Here is a 22,272-nt window from a genome sequence, read left to right on the forward strand (position 1 = left end):
GCGGACCTCCTCTGCTTCCATGACTAGGTACGCCGGGCCAGCGGCAAGGCTGGCGTGCTGAGCAGACCGGCGTCACGACCTTCAATAGCCCGCACAAGACTCACCGCAACCGCTTCGGTGGCGGCAAGGATGGTTAGTCGCTCCTCCCCAATTGAGACAGATTCGCCGAGAATGCCCGCCATGTGGCGGCGGTCATCCACATCCAGCTCTGTCCCTTCCGTTTCATTCGCACGCTTTTGCGCCAGGCGATCGACGGAAGGTCGAAAAGGCTCAATCAGATCATCAACGAGATTGAATGGGTTGGTGCGGGATTTGTGATGAATGCCGAATGCCGGAAGCAAGCCTGATGCAGCACAGGCACGGGCTATGGCCGCCCGAACAACGGCGTAGCCATAATTTAGGAGGCCATTCTCGCGGGTCTCGTCGTGTCGGCGAAAATCCTCGAACAGTCGAGGCCAGTAGGCACGAGCCGCCTGTGCTTCCAGATTACCGGGATCGCCCGAACCAACACGAGACGCCATTGCAGAAAGAGCCTGCGCGTGGTCATTCCCGATTGCGCGGAGGACTGCCGCCTGGTTTTCGATCTTCGCCTTTACGATCCTCTGCCAAAGTCGTTTCTGGAGTGGCGCACTCATTCCGATCTGGGCGTGCGCGATTGCCGATTGGGCATGATGCTGATGGAACGAGATCAGCACACCTGCTGGATGATGTTTGGCGTCCGGCACGATCATAGCGACGCCGTTCTCCGCCAATGCGCTTAGCAGAGAACCTGAAATCGATATTTGAGGTGTGTCGAGAATGACCCAAGCCACATCCTCGACCGGAAAAGTCAGCTCTTCGTCCCCATCGTCTGGCGCGACGACGATCTGCCGCCTGCGATGCGTCAGCCGGGCGGGATTGGAGATGTGCAGACCGCGCCACGCCATGTGCGAACCTCCGACTTAACTTCGGAACGATTTCCGAAGCGGTCCACACTATACTTCTTTATGGTTAACAGTCTCTTCGCGCCAATACTCTCAGTCTTCGATCCGTTGTCATCGAACATTAAACGAGAGTTACGGTGGTTCGTTAGGTTGATCGCACCCGTAGAGCGATTCATTCCTTGGAAGTACCCCAAGAGTATCTCCCCATCCGGTTTGGTCACTTCCAAGAGGCTTCGTGGGTAGATGCTGGTCCGAAACCGGAATGAACCGTCAATTTCAACCCAGTAGTCCTCATCCTTGTAAGCGATCACGGCCCTTGAAGGCGGATTGGGCCACTGTCTCTTGTCCATGACTTGGTGAGGATACACGGGCACAACGTAGAACTCGTCTTTGCCGCGCCTGTTGGGCTTGCTGAATACATCGACCCGAACGATGTCCCCTCGGTCGGCAGTGCCTCCACGAACAGAAACAGACGGCTTGCCCTTAGTGCTGAGACGAACCTTTCGGATTTCGTCACCTGCGGGTGAACGCGGCAAAGCACCAACCGGGCGTCCATTGGCGATCCATTGCCGGATTGCCTCGATCACCGCCTTGTTGCGTTCGGGATCCTTTATTCGCTGAAGATCCTTTTCTTTGAGATCGGCAACAGCCTTGCGCTCGAAGACCACGAGCGCGCCATCGCGTTCCTTAACCTGCCGAATGGTCGCAGCATGGCCTTCTCCCCGTGCGCGGCGGCGCTCTGGGCGTGCGACAAAAATCGCATCATAAGCTTCCTGCACTTCACGCCGGAAGCTGTGGGAGTCTCCCCAAGGCGGTTCGACACGTCGTAACGGTCGGGCAAGGCCGCGCTGTTCCCATTCCTGAAAGCTCTTCGTCAATCGCTGGACTTCCCATTCGCCAACGGCGGCAACGACCAGCGCGTCTAGCGCATGATGGCGCGCGTCCTCGACCCGCTCACCATCCACCTTCTTGAGCGACTCTATGCCCCATGCGTGGCGCAAGGCTGCCGTCAGTGAGCCAGGGCGCGTGAACACCCGGCGCGTGCCTCCGCGATCCTGCCTCTGCCCTTCCGGGAAAAACAACTTCACAGCCTCAGCGAGAAGGCGGGCGGCATAACGGGTGTCGTTGAGGTTGCGGCTGCGGAAGCGTTCCTCGGCCTCCTTGGCGTTCTTTAAGGTATAATTGCGCTTCTTGAAGCCACGGTACTGCTTGTTCGTCTCGATCCTCTCAACAAAGGTTGCCCAGCCTTCCTCGCCTTTCGTACTCATGATCCACTCAAACGGAGTATTCCCACGCTTCTCCTGGTTTGCCGCCGCGCTACACAGAACCTTGTTGTTGAAACTGTCATCTCCGAAGCGGGACCACGGCAGAATGTGATCAACTTGAAAGCTGTTGTCAGTCGCGGCAATCGCATTCGGCGGAATGGCAATATCGGTATAGGGGCATCGCCCCGCCTGTTCCTTCCAAAGCCGATAGCGCAGTAAGGTGTCTCCGCCGACATCGCCGGGATCGATGCCAAGTTGCTCGGCAGCTTCCATTCGTTCCCGCTCGCGCTGCGCTGTCGTGTCATCGAGACGCTTCTTGATCCTGTTGCGTTCTTCAAGGCTGTTGCCGACATCGCGGGCCATCTCGATATGCACAGCATCGGGCAGACCCCAGCGATTGCGCATTGCCCAAAGCTGCTTCAGCGCTTCGGTCAGGGACTTCCGCGCGATGGGGTTGGCGATCTCCGCCCCCATGTCCTTCACGAGCTGGTTGAAGGATTTCTTGTCCACTACCTGTTCGCGCTTCGACCAGCGCGAGGCGGCGTGATCGTAGCCGGCTGCCTCACACGCCTGATCGTAACGGAGGCCCGCTTCAAGATGCGGGATCAGTGCGCGGGCAGCCTTGGCGGAGATGTGGCCGGCACCTTTGAAGCGCGCGAATGATGGCAAGGCTTCCAGCAGCCGATCGACAGCCTCTGTAGGCAGGCTGATTTTCTTCAATTCGTCACCGATTGTCTTGGCTGTTTCGAAGAAGCTGAGAACGTGCGCGATTTTGTCCAGCGTTTCGGGCTGCTCTAGCAAGCTGGCCCATATCTCCTCACCCAGCGCATCGCGCAGCTTCTTCGTGCCGTGCATGGCCTCGCCAGTGCGGGCAGCTATGTCATGGCCTTCATCATCGGGTTTGATGGCCGTAAAGCGTTGATCGTCGGGCAGGCCGATACGCTTGCGGATTGTCTTCACCGACAGCTTGGCGGTTGATCCCAGATCGCTGGCAGCCGCTGCGAGTTCGTCTGGTGTCAATGAGCGTTCGCCGTCCTCGGTTGTGACACGTAGATTGACAAGGCGGGTCAGCAGCCGGAACTTTTCAAAGGACGGCGCGTATTTCGCAGCTCGTTTCTCCGTCGGTTCGAAGACGCACAAACCGACAAGTCGTTCGCTATCCTGAAGCGGTCGCTGAAAGAAGGCGGTGCTGACGAATGCTGCTTCCAAGGCGTCGCTTGCCAGTTCATTGCCAAGCCGCCGCTGTGCTTCGAAAATTTTGCGAACCTCATGGAGAAGGTCATCGCGGCTCTGGGTCCGGTCGAAGATTCCATCGCGGTTGCGCTTGCGGCTCTGAAAGTCGGGATCGCGGGCGAAGAGCTCTCCTATAGTCCGATAGCGTCCGAGCCTTTCCTTTGTCGCTTCCAGCGCCCTGAGCATCTTCTGGTCATCGCCCGCCGCGTTCGCCTCCTTCCGCTTGGCAGCGGATTTGAACCCGCGCCGTTTGGCAATGTGGCCCAGCGCAACGGCCAGCTCGGCGGGTTTCAGGAGCTTATCAAGGCCTCTTGCCCGCAATTCCCATGGATCGGTATCGGCCCGCTTAAGAGAGTCACGATCATCGCTCGACAATAGGCCATGCTCCTTGAACAGTCGCCGGATAGTCGCCATGCGTTGTGCCCTGCGCCTGACCACACGGCGCAGCAAGCGATTGCCACGCCTTATCTGGTTAGTCGGTGTCCGTTCCTTGTCGGTTTCGGGCACATCGAACATCCAACTGCCCATCGCTTCGATCGCGCCGGTTGGATCGACCTCGGTCGGGTGACGCAGCACTGCCCAGCCACAAGAGGCAATCCCAAGGTCAATTCCGAAGACCAGGCCATTCGCTATTGGGCCGTTGAACGCAGGGCTATTCATTTCCTTATCCCCCTTTCTCCCAGACAAGCCGCTTGACCGGACAGCGTCAATACGCAATTGAAGTATCCGGCAAATCGGTAGGGAAGCCACGGTAACAGAGCTTCACTGTGAAGGATCATCCCTACGGGGAAATTCCTTATTGAAGCACTGATATTGAGGTTTCTCATATCAAGAATCCCTCGCCAGCTCGCTGGCGGGGGATTTCTTGTTTTAGCAATACGGTAGTTCGGCGTTTCCTGGCACTCAATCCCGAATACTTACGTCCGGCTGCCCCGCCATCGTAAGCGTCCGAATGGCACCGTGCGCGCTTAGGCTGGCAAATGCGCGACCTTATTAAGCCTTAAACCGGTGATTTATATATTCAGTGATGCCCGCACCGCTCAGCTCTGTCGTCGCGTTGCCGCCACGAACGAAAAATCGCTGTTCCTTCCCATCCTTCAGAAACGCAGCCTTCGGCCCCGGCTCGCAACGGATCATAAGAACCCGCTCACCTTCCTGATCTTCGAAATGTGGATGGACGTAAGGCAAGAAAACTTCGCCGATCCTGTCTTTGATCAGGTTGACCAGGTGCAGCCCCATCTTGTCTTCGTTGGGGAAGCCATCGGCACCGATGCCGAGGACTTCGCCATCATCGGCCACGCCAATAAGCAAAGTGCCGCCCTTGGCATTCAGGAATCCGGCAATCGTCTTGAGCGCGGACAGGTGCATCTTCTCATCCGGCTGACCGGTGTGGAGGTTGATGCGAAGCGTTGACTTGAACTCCACCGCTCCCGTTTCGCCACCAGCGATCAATTCAGCCACCGAAGGCGGCGCAACCGCTTCAATGGCAGCATCACCGCGTAATTGCTCCCATGCCCGCCTAACGACTTGTGCCATGCGGAGCCGCCGCTCGACCAGGAACTGATCGTAGGGCAATTCCCACCAGAGGTGCGGAAGAGCGTGAAGGCCATAGACCCGTTCGCGCTCCGACGCGGTCATCTGCGCGTCGAGCGCAGGGACATATTCTGCCGGGGGTTGTTTCCCGATCTTGATGTTCTCCGGCCATTCAACCGGAGCAAAGTTGGCAATCTGGTTTATTTGCTTGAGATCGGTAACCCCCTGCCCTTCGAGATAGGCGCGGGGGAACAGATGGTGTTGTTCTAGCGACGCCTTCGATCCCTTGATCGCAGGGTCAATCATTGCGGCCAACTTCAAGGGGCTGAAAAGCGCGGGCGCGTCCAGCATGATGAGCGACGCCTGGTAGGCGAAGAGCGTCGGGCTTCGCGAGGCCGAGGTTGCGAGCTGACTAGGCAGTGTGATTTCCCAGTAGTCGTTTGTCAGCGTGGTGTCGCACATCTCGCGAAGCTTGGCGATGAATGCCTCGCCGCTACCGAGATCACGGACCTGAGCAAGATCGGCTTCGAAGCGCGTTTCTGGCGAACTGGTGTAACGCCCCGTCATTGCCGACATGAAATAAAACTCGGCAATCACCTGTCGCATCCGGGTTCGATCGATGCCGTAGTCACGAATGCCGATCAGATAGAGGACGTAGCTAAAAATGATCGCTGCTTCCGAGCTGACCATTTTCTGCCCACGGTAGCCCGCCAGTTTCAAGGCATCGAGGAAGTGATGCCAGTTGGCCAGGTTGAGAACCGCCGACTGGGCTTCGCGCATCAGGGCAAACTGACCCTCGCGCTTGTCGGGGTTGTCCACGCCGGTTGCGGCGTCCTTGCCACGCAACGCGCCATAGACATTGGCCAGCCGCGCCCGCTTGAGCGCCAATCCCACAGTCGCGCGCAGCATCTGGTCTGGTGACGGCTTGATGAAATGATTGAACGGCGATGCCTGTCCTTCGCTGGGCACTGTGGCGTGAAGCGAAAAATTCTCCAGCTCGACCCGGCCTTCCTCCCAGAATACCGACATCAAAGTCATGATGAAGTCTGCCTGGTTGAGCGCCTTGCCCTTTCCGTTGATGCGCACGAAAACTTCGGCGATGGTTTCTTCTTCGACTGAAGAATCAAGCGTCAAGGCAACGAAACTGTAGCTGAGCAAATTACGAACTTTGCCAATCGAGTCCTCGATGATCTCCTTTTCACTGTCGCTAAGCTCGCGGACTGATCCGAGTTGCTCGAAAAATCTCTCCCGGAATGTCCGAGATTGAAAATCCGGTGCCCAAAGCACCGATATGTCCGGAATGAAAGCCCGGTCCTTCTTGATCGCAGCATCGGCGACATCAAACCGGCCAGAAAGCGGATTGAAGGCAATCTGGATGCGCTCTTTCTTGAAATTGGAGCGGAGGACTTCCATCCCCTTCACGACAGCATAGAGAGAGGTAAGGCGCTGCTGGCCATCGACGATTGCCAATTCAGGGACGGACTGCTTGGGGCCAGTGCCGATGCTCTTCAGGCCGCCCTCAGCACCAGTCTTCCAAAACAGCAAAAAACCAGCAGGATAGCCCCGATATAGGGAGTCGAAGAGATCGCGGACATTGACGTTCGGCCACACGAACGGTCGCTGCAATTCCGGCAGGCCGATCTTGCCCATATCGATGTCTTCGATCAGGGATGAGATCGGAACATTGCTGGTAGTAAAAATAGCCATTGATTGCCCCTGAAATTCAATCCCGGATATCCGCGTCCGGCTGCCCCGCCATCAGCGCGTTGATCCATAGCAGCGCCAGTTCCGGGCTGCGGTAGCGCTGGTCAAAGCGGGCGCGTTCATCGCGCTCGATTTTCGGGAATGCCGAGTAGATATACTTAATGTCTTCGCGCGACTTTGCCGGGTTTGCCGCATCCCAGACACCGTAGAGTATGAAATAGAGCGCATCGAGCTTGGCCCGCAGGGTGAAGCGGCGTTCTTCGTCCCATTTGAATGGTGCCAGGACTTCACCTTTTTCATCAACGTGCCCCAAGTCACGGGCAAAGGCTGCAAGGTCATGTGCCGTGTATGACAACTCGAGCACCGCCTCACACACAATGTCAGCGGCAGTCTTCGCGCCGAAGTGGCGCAGATATGCTGTTGGAGGAACGATTGGCAATTGCTCAAGGATATACTTGTTGAGGTTCCGGCTCTGAATCTTATTGCGCGCGAAATAGTCGCAAGGAATGGAATTCAAATTTCCGATCAACAGCGCACAATCTTGTGCATTCAAACCATCAAGCAGCGGCAGCTTATTGCCCGCAGCAACTTGCGGAACAACGGCGGCGATCAATGACCGGGCATTGTTAGTATTGCAGACGTCATTGAAGCCAATCGCGTAACCGCGTCCGATTGCATCCACATGCTCAGCGTTGACCCAGTATCGTGGCGTAGTCAGAAAATCAGGGGTTGCCAGATCATCTGGCGAAGAATGGATCGCCTGCCCCTGCCCACTGATTGACCCTGGCGGTGTAATCACCGAGGCATAGCGGTGGTTATAAATCTGGACGCTCTTCCCTTCGTAGAGAGGAAGCCATACACCCTTTGCCGATTGAAAGCGTTGCTGACCGATGGGCCAAGCACCCTCAAGCGTTTCGAGTTCACCTTTGTCTCGAAACAGCTTACTGTCGAGCGTCATATCGAACATTCGGACGTACTTAGCTTGCCAGTCGCAAGTGTCGCCCTGACCAGATTTCCGAACAAAGACCGGCACTCGTGCATACGTCTCTGAAACAATCCGCGCGTCTTCTGATGACCGGAAGATCGGCATCGTCCCGGTGTTGGGATTGACCGCAAACAAGGTCGGCGCGTCCATCAATACGGTGGGATTAAGTTGCTCGCTCGGCAAAGCATGGAGCTTCACTGCATATCGGAATTGCGGATAGCGCCGACTGCCATTGGACGCGATTAGCATCGTTGGCTGATCTTCTGCGTGAACATCCTTGAACAGCCAGCGGCGCTTGTTCTCAAAAGCAATGAAGTCCTTGAGTTGCTGATTTTCCGTGATGCCAGAAATGTATTTCGCGCTGGTCTTGTCTGTGCCGATCCCGATGGGAACGAGAAGTCCGATCAAACCATCACCCTTCGCCAGCGCATGCGCTCGTTCCACGAACAGGCTGTAGAGATTGATATCACCGCCGCTTAGTAGAGGGTAATGATCTGACGGCGGCGGGATGCGCTTGCCAGTTTCGGGGTCTTTGGTGGCTTTGCCGCTGGCGAACCGGGCCATGCGCAAGGAATCGAGCGCGCGCTGTTCCGCGCGTTCAAACTCGGCGGCCAAGGGGTCGCCCGAATCCACCAGAGCTTCAACCATCGCCTCCCGGTCAGAGGCGCGAGCTTGGGCAGCAATCTCGGGCCTGCGCACAGCAAACCACTCGACCTGTTGCAGCTTGATACGGTCCCATGGCGGATTGCCGACAATCGCATCGAAGCCGCCCTTGCGCTCTGCGCTCGCCCAATCCTGCCATACGCCGGGGAAGGCGATCTGCCAGTTGAGGAACCGTTCTTCCTCGATCAATTGCCTCGCATCGCGCCAGATTTCGGTGAAGGCCTCGACCTCTTCGGCCTTGGCCTTGCCGCTTTCCGGTTCCTTGCGACCGCGCGCGATGGGGATGGCATCACCGAACCGTCCGTCGAGCCACAGGCGCACCAGACCTTTGCCGTCCTTGTCGAGATTGAGCCAGTCGAGTGCGTGCATGAAGCTAACGAAGCCATCCAGCTCGCCCGTCATCAGTTCGACATCTTCCCACATCGCGGCGGAACGATGGGCCTCGGCAATCTCGGCGTCAGTAAGCGCCTCGATAGTTTTCATCGCCTCGGCACTGCGCTGGGCATTGCGCAGTGCGTCGTTCCACAACAACCCGCCGCCCAATCCCTCGGCTTTGTCGATGGCATCGCGCACCCACAGGCCGAACAGGCTGTCACCGCAACGCAGGTGGTGGTCGATGAACGAGAGCGGCGCTCCGACCGTAAAGGTGTGCAGCCATAGTGCCACCTTGGCGAGTTCCACCGCCATCGGGTTCTTGTCCACGCCATAGACGCAACGCTTCAGGACCATGCGGCGAACAATGTGCCGGTCATCAAGCTGGGCCTCGTCGATGGCCCAGCCTTCCTCCCGCGCGTTCTTCAGGATGGTGCGGCGGATTTCCCCAATCCGGTCGGCCAGGGGGCTGGCATAATCATGGCCAGCTTGCTCGGCCCCGGCGGTGGCTTCCGCCATTGCTTCAAGCACCTTGTCGGCCATGAGATCGACCAAGCTGACAAGGAAATGGCCTGACCCCATCGCCGGGTCGCAAACGCGCAATCGGAGGATGGCTTGCGCGGGATCGGCATCGCCAAGTTCTGCGCGGATGTAATCTTCCGCATCGCCATTCTTGATCCGGCCTATCGCCGCTGTGAAGCCCGCATTGGCATCAACGAACAGAGGTTCCAGCGTCTTTTCGAGGATCAGCGTGACCAATTCGTCAGGCGTGTAGTAGCTGCCGCTGTTCTTGCGGGCGAAGGCATTCGGGCGGACGGCGATAGCGCCATCTTCCCGGACCACTTCGTGTTCCAGCAGCCGCTCGTAAATGGAGCCGAGCTGCTGCACGGTGAGGTCGCGATAGTTGATGTAGTGCCGGTCGCTACCCTCGCGCTCGAAAGACAGCTTGTCGATGACGGGTGCGAGCACGCTGTCAGGCAAGCGAATTTGGTCGAGCAGCGGCGTATTCGCAGGAGCAAATAGACCGCCATTGTAGGGCGGAATACCGATGGAGGCATCGCCGCGATCAACGATGCGCGACAGATCGGCGATGCGATTCCAGATTTGCGATGCGCTGGTCGAAAAGGCATCGCCGCGCCCCATGCGGTCACCCACTTCAAGGCGTTTGGGGCGCAGCGCGTAGTCGTCGTAGCCTTCCGAATTGACCGGCAGCAGATCGCGGTCTTCGGCGTAAAGCAGGAACAGCAGGCGATAGAGCAGGACAAGCGAAGCGTCCCGAACATCCTCCAGCGGTGTCTCCGACGATGCCTCAGCAACGGCAGCGGTCAGAGCGGGGAAGATGTCTTCGAAAACAAGCTTTGAGAGCGATTTGGCAACACGCTCTTCATAGAACGCAGCCTCTGCCCGCGCCCGTTCATGGAAAGACCGGCCATCGGCTCCGGTCCTAGCAAAGGCCGTGCGCGAAAAGATTGCGGCGAAGACCCGCAATGCATGGTCACGAGCCTCATCATCGACGCCAAGTTCACCCTGTGCATCCAGAGCCAGCGCGCTCGCAAGATCGACTTCGAGGAATTCCTCGCTGACCGACCGCGCGCCAGCCCAATAGAGCCGCCAGCGCGAGCCGTTGCTGAGAATGCCCCAGCGCAAGCCATGCTCGCTGTTGTCCCCGATCCGGCGAAGGTAACGCAGCATCTGCGTCGATGGCGCAACCGCATCTTCGCGCCCCACTGCGCGGTCGAGCGGCCTCGCCCAGCGCTTGCTTTCGACGACCGCCGCACCGTGCTCGTAGCGCCGCCATTCCTCGGGCTGTGCGTTAGCGCGATCTTTCGCATCGCTATCGATGAACAACAGACCATCGGGAACGTCCAGCCTGCCACCGGCAGACAAGTTTTGCTGCCTCAGGCTTTCGGACCAGCCCAGTTCCGCAAGGATCGGCCAAATGAAATCGTCTTCGGTCTGGCTTTCGTTTGGCGACGATTCGCGCGGGAAGCGATCAGCGATTGCGGTCAACGATGCGCGCAACGCAGCGACATCAACCGCCCGATATTCGGTCGATTGCCGGATGGCTTCTTCAAGGTAATCAGTCGTTAGGAACGATCCGGCGAACAATTGCATCGGCATTGACTAGCAGCCAAACAAGAACCGTTCCACGAATAGCTTTGCGCTATCCCAAGGATGGTTTGTCATCTGCCTGTTCAGCTTCAAACGCCCGCTTGCCCTTACGCCTAAACAGCACCAGCGCCCGTGCACCATCCGGTCCATAAAGCTTGGCGGCGACGGTGAGGAACGCTCCGTAGAGCACGGCGCGATCGTCGTCCGCCAGCGTGTCGAGCCGCGCCTTGACGACGAGGCCGCCCAGCTCGATCAGATGGCGCGTGCGTTCGCGGCGGTTCACGACCCAGGCGCGCCGGTCATGCCGCGCCAGCTTCGCTTGCAGACGATGCCGCGCCGCCAACGCTCTTCGCTGCGCTTTTCGCATTTCTGCCAGTTGCGCGCGAAGCGTTGCGTTTCTTCGGACGAAAGAAGGCAGCGCCGCGTTCGCGCAATTCCTCCTTCCGTCGCGCATCATCAAGCGCGACCAGTTCGAGCATTCCGCCCGCGAGCAGGTCCGGGTCCAGCGCGTCGGCCCCGGTAGCCGCGACCAGTTCGCCATGCTGTATTGTCTTTCGCTGGCGCAGCTGTTTGGCTTTTTCGTTGAGTGCCTTGAGTTCAGCATCATAGTCCTTTGGTTTGCGCATCGGTTCATCTCCAGACTGTCGATGCGCGCAGTGTAAATCAGTAGGAGCCCAAAGGCTTTAGCAAGGCCGGAACAGGGCGGGACGGTCTGGTCCCGAGCAAGAATCTTTCTTGTGAGGGCGCGCTTATACGTCGTGCCGACGTGCGCTTTGCAGTGTAACTGGATGGCCGTCATGGCGATCTACCATTTCTCGGCCAAGGTCATCTCGCGCGCGGCGGGCAGCAGCGCGCTGGCATCCGCCGCTTACCGTTCCGCTTCCCGCCTGCACGATCAGCGGCTCGACCGGCACCATGACTTCACCAATAAGTCCGGCGTCGTGCATTCCGAGGTGCTGCTGCCCGAGCACGCGCCGCCCGAGTTCGCCGACCGTGAGCGGCTGTGGAACGCGGTTGAAGCCGCCGAGGTAAGGAAAGACGCGCAGCTCGCTCGCGAGGTCGAGTTCGCCATCCCGCGCGAGATGAGCGAGGCGCAGGGCATCGCGTTGGCGTGCGATTTCGTCGAAGCCGAGTTCGTTGAGCGCGGCATGATCGCCGACCTCAATGTGCATTGCGATATCGGGGCGGACGGCCTCGCCAAGCCGCACGCGCACGTCATGCTCACCATGCGCGAAGTCAGCGAGGACGGGTTCGGGCCGAAGAACCGCGACTGGAACCGCACCGAGCTGCTGACAGGCTGGCGCGAACGCTGGGCCGATCACGTCAACGAACGGCTGGCGGAACTCGATATCGACACCCGGATCGATCATCGCAGTTTGGAAGCGCAGGGCATCAGCCTCGAACCGCAGCACAAGATTGGCCCCGCCGCCTCGCGCCGGTTGGAGCGCGGCGACATCGCCGAGCGCGCCGAGGATCATTTGCGCATCGCGCGCGAGAATGGTGCAAAGATCATCGCCGATCCTCAAATCGCGCTTGACGCGATGACGCACAGCCAAGCGACGTTCACGCGTGAGGACATGCTGCGATTCCTGCATCGGCATACCGAGGGGCAGGAGCAGTTCGAGCAGGCACGGGCGGCGATGCGCGGTTGCCCGGAGCTTGTGCAACTGGGCCAGGACGGGCGCGGGCAGACCCGCTTCACCAGTCGCGACATGATCGCGGTCGAGGAGCGCCTCACCCGCGCCGCCGACGCGCTGGCGAAACGCTGCGATCATGGTGTCGCGCTTCGCCATCGCGACGCGGCGCTGACCGCTTCGCGCGAGCGCGGCCTAACCCTGTCCGGCGAACAGCGCGATGCACTTTTGCATGTGACCGGGAAGGAGGGCCTCGCCTCGGTGGTGGGCTATGCGGGGTCGGGCAAGTCCGCGATGCTGGGCGTTGCGCGCGAGGCTTGGGAGGCATCGGGCTACCAGGTCCGGGGCGCGGCTTTGTCCGGGATCGCCGCCGAGAACCTCGAAGGTGGATCGGGCATCGCTGCGCGCACCATTGCGAGCTTGGAGCATCAGTGGGGCCAGGGCCGCGAGTTGCTCGCCGGGCGTGACGTATTGGTAATCGACGAAGCGGGCATGGTCGGCTCGCGCCAGTTGGAGCGTGTCTTGACCGAAGCGGAGAAACGCGGCGCGAAGGTGGTGCTGGTCGGCGACCCGCAGCAGCTTCAGGCCATCGAGGCGGGCGCGGCGTTTCGCTGTGTTGCCGAGCGACACGGCGCGGTCGAGATCGGCGAGGTCCGTCGCCAGCGCGAGGACTGGCAGCGTGATGCGACCCGCCAGCTCGCCACCGGACGGACGGGCGAGGCGCTGGCGGCCTATGAGCAGCACGGGGCTGTACATCATGCGGTGACGCGCGAAGCGGCGCGGAATGATCTCATTGGACGGTGGGACCGGGAACGCGCCGCCTCACCCGATGAGAGCCGGATCATCCTGACCCACACCAATGACGAGGTGCGGGCGTTGAACATCGCCGCGCGCAAACGACTGCGTGGGGCAGGCGAGCTTGGCGATGAGGTCACGCTCGCCACCGAGCGCGGCGAGCGCAGCTTTGCGCCGGGAGACCGCGTCATGTTCCTGCGAAACGAGCGGGACATGGACGTAAAGAATGGCAGCTTGGCCACCATCGAGCAGATCAACCCCGAGCGCATGGCCGCACGGCTCGATGACGGGCGGCATGTCGCGTTCGACCTGAAAGACTACGCGCATATTGACCACGGCTACGCCGCCACCATCCACAAGGCGCAGGGGATGACGGTCGATCGTGCGCATGTGCTCGCGACGCCGGGCCTCGACCGGCATGCCGCCTATGTCGCGCTGTCGCGCCACCGGACGGGCATTGATCTGCACTATGGCCGGGACGACTTCGCTTCGACCGATAAGCTGGTCCGCACTCTGTCGCGCGACCGCGCCAAGGATATGGCAACCGACTACACACCCGAGCGGGCTGATGAGTATGGTCGTGCGTTTGCCGAGCGCCGTTCGCTCGCAGGCGATATCCGCAATCGCCTGGAGGATGGCTGGAAGCGGTTCAAGCAAGTGGTGGTTGAGCACGCCCGCTCGGTCTCGGATATCTTCCGCGAGGGCGAGCAGGGGCGCTCCGCCACTCCCGGCCAGCGCAACACACTTGCCCAGCGGCGCGAAGCGCTCAACACCTTTGACCCCAATCATTCGCGCCACATCGAGCGTGTTTATAAAGCCGATCCGTCGCTAGTCCATGAAACGGCCAGCGGGCGCACGGCCCGCGCCATCCGCGCGCTACAACTGGAAGGTGAACTGCGCCAGAACGTCCCGGCGCGCGCCGACCGGTTCGTTGCCGACTGGCGCAAGCTCGATAGAGCACGCGAGACGGCCTACCGGCAGGGCAACATGACCGGCATGAAGCAGATCAAGGCGCAGATGGGCGCGATGGCCAAGAGCCTCGAACGCGACCCGCAGCTCGAATCCGTCCTTGCCGGGCGCAAGCAGCAACTCGGCATCAATATCGACATGGGCCGCAGCCTCGGGCGCGAGCTGGCGACCAGCATCGGGTTCGATTGGGGAAGGGGGCGCGGAATTGGACGGTGATCGCGCTATGCCAAAGAGCCTTGAAGCGCAGAGGTCTCTAGCCTGCGTATTTGCCTTTGCTGCCTTACTGCTTGTCCGGTTTCGCCCGAGCATTGGCCTTCAGTTTCTCCAGCCGCCCGGAACACACTGCGTGTACCACTCGGCCTAACTCCTCGACTTGCTCTCCGAGCCATTCGAGCTCATCCTTCGAGATGCGGTAGTGTTTGGAGTAGCGCGCTTTCACGTAGGCTTCTTTGAGCTTCTCAAACCGAGCGCGGTCGCGGCGGGTGTCGCGGGGCCAGACATAGGTGAGGCGCGGATCGATGCGCTCAGCCTGTGTGCGCAGAAAGCCCAGATTGTGAACGTGAGGCGTGTAGAAAGTGCAGACCAGAAGAACGCAGTGGTACAAGCGCTCAGTCGCCTGATGCAGCATGAAGGCCGCATCCTTGTTCCACTCACGGGCTAAGTCATCGCCGAAGTTGACGTGAGCGCGCATCGCACTTGGATACCATTCGTCGAAGTACTCTCGCGCCATTGCCAGCGCCTGTGTCGAGGTTTTCGGCTTGGGCGTGTGGAGTTCGGTGTCATCAAACTGGTAGAGCGCTACGCCTTCCCGCTTCACGTCCATGAAGAAGTAGCGCCCGTGCGCCAGCCCGTCGTTCACTTCCTGCAGAGTGTGGACGATGAAGTTTACCGGGGTCTTGAGCGTCTTCGTCACCCCGTACTCGCGCATCAGCCGATCATCGAGCTTCGCCCAGTACTTCACCCGGTCGGTCAGTCGCTTGTTGTTGACGATGATGAGGAGGTCAAAATCCGACTGATAGCCCTTGGCAGTGTGGGGCTCGTCGACCCACGTTCCCCGCGCATAGCTGCCATAGAGGATCACCTTGAGGATGCGCCCGGCCTTCTTCCATTCGTGCTTGGCAAGCGCGAAAGCGTCATCGAATTCCTCAAAGATCAGCTGCACCACGCGTTCAATCTCGCGCTGCTTTTGCGGTGGCAGATGATCGAGGTCGGTCTTCATTACCCGACACCTAGCAAGGTGCTGGAATGGTTGCACCTGTCGATCAAATTTCGTCCGCAATGTTTTCTCATTGGATTCGTTGAGTCAGGGTAAGCTTCGTGCGTCAATACCAAGAACTGGGGAGGGGGCTGAATTGAACTCTCAATCCAGACTTGCAGTCAGGTTCTCGACGGCTGGGAGCGGTGCCTGTAAGTGGAGTTCGGTAGGTCTCGACCGACTCCGAAAATCGCATGTGGGGGCATCGCGAAAGCTCGAAATATTCAGCTTAATTGTCGAAAAGCTGAATCGAACAAGGCTTATATGAACAAAAATGTGGGGGAGAGTGTGGGGGAAGGTTTGCATTCGTTCTGAGAACAAGATTGATATCAAAGGGTTATTTTTCAGGTTCGATTCAAGCCCTGCCACCACCGCCCTTTCTCGCCCTTGGCACCGATGTTTCGTTCCGCCCGCTGCGCGTAATTTATGGTGCGTCCTGCGCCTTGTGGCACTTGCGAGGGCGCGGGGAGGGGTTTATTGCCCGCTTCCCCGTCAGAACAAGGTGCATATCGTGCAACTCACTCATCGTCCCGTCATCTCCGCAACCGGCCTGTTCACGCCCGAAGCCTCGATCACGAACGAGGAACTGGTCGAAAGTTTCAACGCCTATGTTGATCGTCACAACGCTGCCAATGCCGATGCGATTGCGGCGGGCGAGGCGGAGGCGTTGCAGCATTCTTCGGTAGAATTCATCGAAAAAGCGAGCGGGATCAAAGCGCGTCATGTGATGGCGAAAGCGCCTGTTCTGGACCCTGCAATCATGAGCCCGCGCTGGGACGAGCGTTCCAACGATGAACTTTCGATGATGGCTGAAATCGGAGTGATCGCGGCGCGGCAGGCGCTGGATAAGGCGGGACGCGATGTGAAGGATGTTGACGCTGTCCTGTGCGCCGCTTCGAATATGGAGCGCCCCTATCCGGCCATGGCAATCGAGATTCAGCAGGCGCTTGGCATTGACGGCTTTGGGTTCGATATGAATGTCGCGTGTTCTTCAGCGACGTTCGGTATCCAGACTGCGGCGGATTATGTGCGTGCGGGCAACGCGAAAAGCGTGCTGGTCATCAGCCCGGAAATCACATCGGGGCATCTCAATTGGCGGGACCGCGATAGCCATTTCATTTTCGGCGACGTTGCCACCGCCGTTCTGGTGGAGGATGCCGCGCTTGCGCCAAAGGATCACTGGGACATTCTCAGCACTAAACTGAAAACGGTTTTCTCCAACAATATCCGCAACAATTTCGGCTTCCTCAATCGCGCCGCGCCTGAAAATGCGGATGGTGCGGATAAACTCTTCGTCCAGGAAGGGCGCAAGGTGTTCAAGGAAGTGGTGCCGATGGTCGCACAGATGATCGTTGATGAGGCTGAAAAGCTGCAAATCGATCCCGCCACTTTGCGCAGACTGTGGCTTCACCAGGCCAATGCCGGGATGAACCGATTAATCGCGCAAAGGGTGCTGGGTCACGAAGCGAACGATGATGAAAGCCCCACGGTGCTCGATACATACGGAAACACATCAAGCGCAGGGTCAATCATCGCGTTTCACTTGCACAGCAGCGATCTTGCACCGGGTGACACCGGGCTGATTTGCAGTTTCGGTGCAGGTTATTCGGCCGGAACGGTGTTTGTCCGCAAGGCTGCCTGACGTTCCGTCCAAGCATCCCAGGCTGTGATGATTTTCTTGGACAACCACCAGATCGCCAGCACGGCAAAAACCGAAATCAGTCCGTCGACCGCATAATGATAGGCGAGATGGACGCTGCTGATCCACGTGATGATGAAGAACAGACCAAATGCTGCGCCCCAGCCGCGATGGATCTGTTTGACCGCCAGCCAGTAAATCAAAGCGATGGCGCAGTGCATGCTGGGCATGGCGGTGATACCGCTACCCAGGCCATTTTTAGATGACCCATGCCATTCGAGAAGCATATCCTGAACGCGCAAAGTCATAATGGGAACCTGCTCGTTCGCGGCGTTGAGATACGCCATTTGCTCGTTGAAATGCGCGTTACCCAGCATCGGTTCGAGGAAACACGGTCCGACAGAGGCAAGCCAAGTCGCCATTGCGCCGCCGATGAGCGACCAGCTGAGCATATAAGTCATGAAGAACTGCCTGCGCAGCTGGCTATCCATGCGGTAAAACACAAAGAACATGACGCCCGGGTAAAGCAGCAGGAACCACAAGTGATACAGCAGCGCCAAGAACGCTGTGACAATCGGATACCCTAAAACTGGCTGGAGCACCTGCCATGCGTCATACCCGAAAAAGATCGCCTGATCCCATTCGACGAATGTCTGGTCCCAGGTGTACTCGTTAAACAGCGGGATCGCAGATTTCATTTTGGAAAAGAACGGCAGGACCAAAATCGCCATAGCAATTAGCGGAAGTCCGCCGACGATCTGACGCCATAGGGCGGCGTCGGAATATCGCTCTTTTACAAGCGCAAAAGGGCTGTCCGGGCGCTGCCGGTTGAGCTGCCAGACGACGTCGAAAAAGACGAGGATGACTGTGAAAGTAAGGAACAGACGGGCGTTCTCTATGATGCCGCTAACGCTGATCTTAATCCCGTTGGCCATCAGCAGGCCGATGCAAAGCGCCATGATCGACAGGCCAATGACATAAATCGGCACTTCACCCAGCGCCCGCTGGGCGAGGGTTTGCCGATGTTCTTGGCCAAATTGGCCCTTAGGTGCGCTGTTAATCACGAGGCGGTGAATTAAGGTAAACGTCTTACTAAACGGTGAAAGGGTAAATGTGCGAAGAACGGCTAAGAGTTAGCAAGAAATGCCTGTCTGGCAATGCGGTTTTCGTCGGTCTTGTTTGCGAGGCGTGATTGCATCGCTTGCGCGTGCGCGCTGCCAACTCTAGATGCCTTGTTATGGCAGGTGAAATTCTCGACAATCAAGGACGCGGCGAGGCTGGCTGGAGTTGGCCAGCGATCCATCCCGAAGGGCGTAAATACGGGGTGATTGCAGTTTTGATCAGTCTGGTGCCGCTGCTCATTTTGGATTGGGAGATCATCGGCTGGCCGCTGCTCGCCCTGTCGGCCGGTGTATTTGCGTTTTTCCGCGATCCCGAACGCGTTGTCCCGCAGGCCGATCATTCAATCGTTGCGCCTGCCGATGGCGTGGTGTCGCTGATCACCACGGTTGAGCCGCCCAAGGAACTGCAGATCGATGACGGGTCGGGCCATGCTGGCCTTCCAGCAGGGCCGGTCACGCGCATCTCCATTTTCATGAGCGTTTTCGACGTGCACATCAATCGCACGCCGATAGCGGGCACAATCCGGCGACTGGTCTATATTCCGGGTAAATTTGTGAATGCCGACCTTGATAAAGCCAGCGAAGAAAATGAACGCCAGCACATGCTGGTGGAGCGCGGCGACGGTTTGGCTGTTGGATTTACCCAGATTGCCGGACTGATCGCGCGGCGGATCGTTCCGTTTGTGAAGCCGGGTGACACCGTTGCCAAAGGGCAGCGGGTCGGGCTCATCCGGTTCGGGAGCCGGGTCGATGTTTATCTGCCAGCCGGCACTGATGCTAAAGTGCTGCTGGGTCAGCGTTGCATCGCAGGCGAAACTGTTCTGGCCGAGCTTGGTATGCAAGGTCTTTTGGAAGGGGTGTCGCAATGACGCGGTATGAACGGGCTGCGGCATGAAGAAACCGTCTTTCCGTAAGTCCGGGCCAATCGGACCCTCCAGGCTTGGGCCGAAGGCGGCCGAGGATGAGGTAATCGAGGCTCCCGCCGATCCGCGCGGGTTGAGTTTGCGGGCGATGATCCCGAACACCATCACCGCCGCTGCAATTGCATCCGGTTTGACCGGCATCCGCTTTGCATTCGAAGGTGAGTGGGCGTTTGCAGTTCTCGCCATAATCCTCGCCGGGGTGCTTGACGGGATGGACGGGCGCGTTGCCCGATTGCTCAATGCGCAGTCACGGTTCGGTGCGGAGCTGGACAGTCTTGCCGATTCCCTTTCGTTCGGGATGGCTCCGGCACTGATCCTGTATATGTGGTCGTTGCAGAACCTCGATGTGTTCGGATGGTTTGCTGCGCTGGGGTTTGCGATTTGCTGCGCGCTGCGGCTTGCGCGGTTCAATGCGCAAATCGACATCGATGAACAGCCACACAAATCGGCCGGTTTTCTGACAGGTGTTCCGGCGCCGCTGGGTGCCGGGCTGGCCTTTACACCGTTTTACATCTGGAATGAGACCGGCATCGAATTTTTCCGCGATCCGATTGTGCTGTCCATCTGGATCGGCCTGATCGCAGTGCTCATGATTTCGAATATTGCGACCCTCAGCTGGGGTGCAATCCGGCCGCGGCGCGGTATCCGGCTGATGTTGATAGCCCTCACCACAATAGCATTTGCCGCTTTGTTGAGAGAGCCGTGGTGGTCGCTGACCGTGATCAGTGCGGTGTATCTGGCTCTAATGCCTTACGCGCTGGTCAAATACGCAAGGATCAAGCGGCGCCGCGCAGCCGAGCAGGCACCGACCCCCGGCGAGGCAAGCGTTTAGCGAACGGGCGGGTCGCCCCGGCAGCGGGACGCTGAAGCGACGGACGCATGCGGAGCGTCTGTGCTTCAACCTGCGGAACGAAGCCGGCCTGCACCAGCGCGCTTTGACGTTTCAAAGAGCCATAGGCGCTCTGCGCTCTCAGCACACAATCGATCAGGGTCAAAACGGATGCGATTGCGATAACCGTTACCAGAACTGCGAGTGTTGCTGTCATCATAGCCAATTTCCCTGTGCGTACCATCTTTGTTCTCACCTCCTTGTTCCGCATCTGTTCTAACTCGTCAAGCAGAAAAATCGGGATTGGTGGCAGTTTCTGGAAAAAGGCTGGATTATTGCGCGGCTGGTCGCTATGCGCGCCGTCTCGCTTGAAACGTTGAGGGCATCCCCGATGCGGATCGAGCGAAATTCACATGGATGGCACTTCATACCGGTGCTGCCAGCGGGATCTCCGCCGGCGGTTCCCAGCCGTCCAGAGGACTAACCGGAAAGGAATTACCTATGGCGGCCACTACCGTCACAATGCAGCAATTGATTGAGGCCGGCGCACACTTCGGCCACCAGACCCACCGCTGGAACCCGCGGATGAAGCCGTATATCTTCGGCAACCGCAACGGTGTTCACATCATCGACCTGTCGCAGACCGTGCCACTTTTCTCGCGCGCACTCGATTTTGTCGAGCAGGCTGTCCGCGCAGGCGGCAAGGTTCTGTTCGTCGGAACGAAGCGTCAGGCGCAAGAGCCTATCGCCGAAGCCGCGCGCGCATCGGGCCAGCACTTCGTCAACCACCGCTGGCTGGGCGGTATGCTGACCAACTGGAAAACCATCAGCGGTTCGATCAAGCGTCTCAAGACTCTTGAAGAACAGCTTTCCGGTGACACCAGCGGCTTCACCAAGAAAGAAGTCCTGCAGCTGACGCGTGAGCGTGAAAAGCTGGAACTGTCGCTTGGCGGTATCCGTGACATGGGCGGCATTCCCGACGTGATGTTCGTGATCGATGCGAACAAGGAAGACCTAGCCATCAAGGAAGCGGCCGTTCTCGGCATTCCGGTGATTGCGGTCCTCGATACCAATGTCGATCCATCCAACATCGCTTTCCCTGTTCCGGGCAATGACGATGCGAGCCGTGCGGTTCGTCTTTATTGCCAGGCAATTAGCGATGCAGCCAATGCGGGCAAAGGCGGCGCGGTCGCCGATTCCGGCGAAGACGTTGGCGCAATGGCCGAACCACCAGCAGAAGTTGCTGCTGAAGCCTGACCTGTTCGATGCGCGTCAACCGCGCGTCACAATTGCAAACTAGCGCGCCGGATATCCCGCAATCGTGGGGCTCCGGCGCCCACACTATTTACAAAGGAAATCTCCATGGCCGATTTCACCGTCGCCGATGTGAAGACCCTGCGCGAAAAAACCGGCGCAGGCATGATGGACGCCAAAAAGGCACTGACCGAAGCTGGCGGCGATATCGAAGCCGCTGTTGACGCACTGCGCGCCAAAGGCCTCGCTACCGCTCAGAAAAAATCCAGCCGTACTGCGGCAGAAGGCCTCGTCGGCGTTGCTGTCGAAGGGACCAAGGGCGTTGCTGTCGAAGTGAACTCCGAAACCGATTTCGTTGCCAAGAATGAGAAGTTTCAGGATTTCGTTCGCAAGACGACCGCTGTTGCTCTGACGCTTGGCAGTGACGATGTCGAAGCCTTGAAGGCGGCTGACTACCCGGATGGCGGCACCGTTTCCGACAAGCTGACGGATAACGTCGCGACCATCGGTGAAAACCAGCAGATCCGCCGCATGAAGACCGTTTCGGTTCCGCAGGGCGCGGTTGTCTCCTACGTCCACAACGCGGCGGCCGAAGGTCTTGGCAAGATCGGCGTTCTGGTTGCTTTGGAAAGCGATCTTTCCGCCGACGTGCTGGAGCCATTTGGCAAGCAATTGGCCATGCACATTGCATCGATGTTCCCGCAGGCGCTCGACGCAGAAGGCCTCGATACCGCCGTGATCGAGCGTGAGCGCGCGGTTGCAAAGGAAAAGGCTGCCGAAAGCGGCAAGCCTGAAAATGTTCAGGAAAAGATGGTCGAAGGCGCGATCAAGAAATTCGCCAAGGAAAACGCGCTGCTCAGCCAGATGTTCGTCATGGACAACAAGTCCAGCGTCGAAGACGTTGTTGCCAAATTCGGCAAGGACAATGGCGGCACGGTCAAACTGACCGATTACGTCCGCTACCAGCTTGGCGAAGGCATCGAAGTCGAAGAGAGCGATTTCGCAGCGGAGGTTGCAGCTGCCGTCGGCGGTTGATCCCTTCCAGAATAGAACACGCTACGGC

Annotated in this window: 15 protein-coding genes; 6 read left to right on the forward strand and 9 right to left on the reverse strand. The window is 58.8% G+C overall.

The window, feature by feature from the left end:
- Positions 1–23: 23 nt before the first annotated feature.
- The 6 genes from cas1 to ACGHU1_RS07760 form a co-directional block, all read right to left on the reverse strand.
- Positions 24–926 carry a type II CRISPR-associated endonuclease Cas1 gene (gene cas1 / locus ACGHU1_RS07735; RefSeq protein ID WP_390585342.1) on the reverse strand — a complete coding sequence of 301 codons (903 nt, stop codon included), beginning with the start codon at positions 924–926 and terminating at the stop codon, positions 24–26.
- The gene (gene cas9 / locus ACGHU1_RS07740; protein ID WP_390585344.1) at positions 884–4,081 is read right to left on the reverse strand and encodes a type II CRISPR RNA-guided endonuclease Cas9; all 3,198 of its coding nucleotides are present in this window, start codon (positions 4,079–4,081) and stop codon (positions 884–886) included. Before cas9 ends, cas1 begins: the two co-directional genes overlap by 43 nt.
- 333 nt (positions 4,082–4,414) lie before the next feature.
- On the reverse strand, positions 4,415–6,661 hold the full coding sequence (locus tag ACGHU1_RS07745) for a DUF262 domain-containing protein (RefSeq protein WP_390585347.1): 2,247 nt from the start codon (positions 6,659–6,661) through the stop codon (positions 4,415–4,417).
- Positions 6,662–6,677: 16 nt separating this feature from the next.
- On the reverse strand, positions 6,678–10,793 hold the full coding sequence (locus tag ACGHU1_RS07750; RefSeq protein ID WP_390585349.1) for an Eco57I restriction-modification methylase domain-containing protein: 4,116 nt from the start codon (positions 10,791–10,793) through the stop codon (positions 6,678–6,680).
- Positions 10,794–10,842: 49 nt separating this feature from the next.
- Positions 10,843–11,073 (reverse strand): conjugal transfer protein TraD, encoded by a 231-nt coding sequence (locus tag ACGHU1_RS07755; RefSeq protein ID WP_390585351.1) that lies wholly within the window; start codon positions 11,071–11,073, stop codon positions 10,843–10,845.
- A gap of 16 nt (positions 11,074–11,089) precedes the next feature.
- Positions 11,090–11,416, reverse strand: a complete 327-nt coding sequence (locus ACGHU1_RS07760; RefSeq protein WP_390585354.1) for a conjugal transfer protein TraD — start codon at positions 11,414–11,416, stop codon at positions 11,090–11,092.
- 171 nt (positions 11,417–11,587) lie between these two features.
- Here ACGHU1_RS07760 and traA point away from each other — a divergent pair, with 171 nt between their 5' ends.
- Entirely contained in the window at positions 11,588–14,404 is a 2,817-nt protein-coding gene (gene traA, locus ACGHU1_RS07765) for a Ti-type conjugative transfer relaxase TraA (RefSeq protein ID WP_390585357.1), read from the forward strand.
- Between the two features lie 64 nt (positions 14,405–14,468).
- Here the strand turns inward: traA and ACGHU1_RS07770 are convergent, their stop codons facing one another.
- Positions 14,469–15,407, reverse strand: coding sequence for a nucleotidyltransferase domain-containing protein (locus tag ACGHU1_RS07770; RefSeq protein ID WP_390585359.1), 939 nt, complete (start codon positions 15,405–15,407; stop codon positions 14,469–14,471).
- A gap of 547 nt (positions 15,408–15,954) precedes the next feature.
- Between ACGHU1_RS07770 and ACGHU1_RS07775 the strand changes: the two genes are divergently transcribed.
- A complete protein-coding gene (locus tag ACGHU1_RS07775) occupies positions 15,955–17,085 on the forward strand; it encodes a beta-ketoacyl-ACP synthase III (RefSeq protein ID WP_390585361.1) in 1,131 nt (376 codons plus the stop codon).
- Here the strand turns inward: ACGHU1_RS07775 and ACGHU1_RS07780 are convergent.
- Positions 17,046–18,146, reverse strand: a complete 1,101-nt coding sequence (locus ACGHU1_RS07780) for a phosphatase PAP2 family protein (protein WP_390585364.1) — start codon at positions 18,144–18,146, stop codon at positions 17,046–17,048. The genes ACGHU1_RS07775 and ACGHU1_RS07780 overlap by 40 nt on opposite strands.
- A gap of 173 nt (positions 18,147–18,319) precedes the next feature.
- On the opposite strand from ACGHU1_RS07780, the gene ACGHU1_RS07785 reads away from it, so the two are divergent.
- Together ACGHU1_RS07785 and ACGHU1_RS07790 are read left to right on the forward strand one after the other, a co-directional pair.
- On the forward strand, positions 18,320–19,072 hold the full coding sequence (locus ACGHU1_RS07785; RefSeq protein ID WP_390585366.1) for a phosphatidylserine decarboxylase: 753 nt from the start codon (positions 18,320–18,322) through the stop codon (positions 19,070–19,072).
- Positions 19,073–19,094: 22 nt separating this feature from the next.
- Positions 19,095–19,958, forward strand: a complete 864-nt coding sequence (locus ACGHU1_RS07790; RefSeq protein ID WP_390585367.1) for a CDP-alcohol phosphatidyltransferase family protein — start codon at positions 19,095–19,097, stop codon at positions 19,956–19,958.
- Here the strand turns inward: ACGHU1_RS07790 and ACGHU1_RS07795 are convergent.
- Positions 19,903–20,175, reverse strand: coding sequence for a hypothetical protein (locus tag ACGHU1_RS07795; protein WP_390585369.1), 273 nt, complete (start codon positions 20,173–20,175; stop codon positions 19,903–19,905). The genes ACGHU1_RS07790 and ACGHU1_RS07795 overlap by 56 nt on opposite strands.
- A gap of 281 nt (positions 20,176–20,456) precedes the next feature.
- Here ACGHU1_RS07795 and rpsB point away from each other — a divergent pair, with 281 nt between their 5' ends.
- A complete protein-coding gene (gene rpsB, locus ACGHU1_RS07800; RefSeq protein WP_390585371.1) occupies positions 20,457–21,212 on the forward strand; it encodes a 30S ribosomal protein S2 in 756 nt (251 codons plus the stop codon).
- A 105-nt stretch (positions 21,213–21,317) separates the two neighbouring features.
- Complete coding sequence (tsf, locus tag ACGHU1_RS07805; protein WP_390585373.1) at positions 21,318–22,244, forward strand: translation elongation factor Ts; 927 nt, start codon at positions 21,318–21,320, stop codon at positions 22,242–22,244.
- Positions 22,245–22,272 lie beyond the last annotated feature (28 nt).

It is taken from the genome of Erythrobacter sp. MTPC3 (assembly GCF_042854385.1).
GTDB lineage: Bacteria > Pseudomonadota > Alphaproteobacteria > Sphingomonadales > Sphingomonadaceae > Erythrobacter.

Coding starts and splice junctions, on each gene's coding strand:
- cas1 (WP_390585342.1), bottom strand. CDS start 926: ATGGCGTGGCGCGGTCTGCACATCTCCAATCCCGCCCGGCTGACGCAT.
- cas9 (WP_390585344.1), bottom strand. CDS start 4,081: ATGAATAGCCCTGCGTTCAACGGCCCAATAGCGAATGGCCTGGTCTTC.
- ACGHU1_RS07745 (WP_390585347.1), bottom strand. CDS start 6,661: ATGGCTATTTTTACTACCAGCAATGTTCCGATCTCATCCCTGATCGAA.
- ACGHU1_RS07750 (WP_390585349.1), bottom strand. CDS start 10,793: ATGCAATTGTTCGCCGGATCGTTCCTAACGACTGATTACCTTGAAGAA.
- ACGHU1_RS07760 (WP_390585354.1), bottom strand. CDS start 11,416: ATGCGCAAACCAAAGGACTATGATGCTGAACTCAAGGCACTCAACGAA.
- traA (WP_390585357.1), top strand. CDS start 11,588: ATGGCGATCTACCATTTCTCGGCCAAGGTCATCTCGCGCGCGGCGGGC.
- ACGHU1_RS07770 (WP_390585359.1), bottom strand. CDS start 15,407: ATGAAGACCGACCTCGATCATCTGCCACCGCAAAAGCAGCGCGAGATT.
- ACGHU1_RS07785 (WP_390585366.1), top strand. CDS start 18,320: ATGGCAGGTGAAATTCTCGACAATCAAGGACGCGGCGAGGCTGGCTGG.
- ACGHU1_RS07790 (WP_390585367.1), top strand. CDS start 19,095: ATGAAGAAACCGTCTTTCCGTAAGTCCGGGCCAATCGGACCCTCCAGG.
- ACGHU1_RS07795 (WP_390585369.1), bottom strand. CDS start 20,175: ATGATGACAGCAACACTCGCAGTTCTGGTAACGGTTATCGCAATCGCA.
- rpsB (WP_390585371.1), top strand. CDS start 20,457: ATGGCGGCCACTACCGTCACAATGCAGCAATTGATTGAGGCCGGCGCA.
- tsf (WP_390585373.1), top strand. CDS start 21,318: ATGGCCGATTTCACCGTCGCCGATGTGAAGACCCTGCGCGAAAAAACC.